Here is a 1210-nt window from a genome sequence, read left to right on the forward strand (position 1 = left end):
TCAATCGACAACTCTGTCGCGTCCAGATACGGAATGTTGTGCTTGTTGTACATGGCTTCCAGGGCCCGTAATTCCATGTCGCATTGGCGCGGGGATGCGTACTTGCTGCCTGCTTTGCGTTCGCTGCGGATGGCGCTGAGGCGGTCGGCGTCGATGGTGAGGCCGAAGAGCTTGTGTTTGTGCTCCATCAGGGCCTTGGGCAGGCGCAGGTCGTCGAAGTCGTCTTCGGTGAGCGGGTAGTTGGCGGTGAATAGCCCGAACTGCAATGCCAGGTAGNGGCAGGTGGGGGTCTTGCCGGAGCGGGAGACGCCAATGAGGATAATATCGGCCTGGTCGTAGTGCCGGGTGCGGGCGCCATCATCGTTATCCAGCGCAAAATGCACAGCGTTAATACGGATTCGATAGGATTCGGCGTCGCGGATGGCGTGGCTCTGGTTGATTTTGTGATTGGAGCGTACCCCAAGCTCGTCTTCCAGCGGACGAAGAAAAGCGCCGAACAGGTCGAGAATCAGGGCGTCACAGCTATGCAGGATGGCGCGATGGTCGGTGTTGACCAGTGTCGAGAAGACTACCGGCTTGGCGCCATCCTCCTCTGCGGCCTTGTTAATGCGGGCCACGGCTTCGCGAGTCTGCTCATCGGATTGCACGAAGGGCAGGGTGATCTGCACAAATTCGATATCCCCGAACTGGCTCAGCATGCTGTGGCCAAGGGTTTCCGCGGTAATACCGGTGCCATCAGAAAGGTAGAAAGCGCTTCGTTTCATTGGGTCTGCCCGTTTTCTTTGCGGTAGGAGCGGGGCTTGAGCCGCGAACAGTCTTGGCGGGGTGGGCTCCAACCATTCGCGGCTCAAGCCCCGCTCCTACGGGTAAGTCATTGTTTTGAATGGAGCCAGTCTAGACGCTGTATCGCTGTGCGACCAGTGCTATCTGCAGGGATTGGCCGATCTGTCAGAGGGGTTGTAGCGTCATGCGTTGTCCGCACAGGACGCAGACATTACACTGCGCTCGACAAATCTTGATTGGCAGAAATACCTCTTTTATTTCAGTGAGATAGCGCTTTCTTGTGGTGCGCGACTTGGGGGGAGGCGGGGTGTTGACGAAAGTGATACCCAAATACCGTCCAAATCTGAAAGAGGGGGCAGGCAAACTGTTTCGGTTTTGAGTAGAATGTCGGCTCGATTTGATCCGGCACCTTGTGCAGCGAACTTGT

General features: G+C 56.7%; 1 protein-coding gene. It reads right to left on the reverse strand.

Translation table 11 applies throughout. From position 1 onward, the window contains the following. Nucleotides 1–764 (reverse strand): pyruvate, water dikinase regulatory protein (locus A3730_RS04605; protein WP_063537590.1); only part of this gene is annotated, 764 nt, incomplete at its 3' end. Between the last annotated feature and the right edge of the window lie 446 nt (nt 765–1210).

It is taken from the genome of Alcanivorax sp. HI0044, from assembly GCF_001634945.1.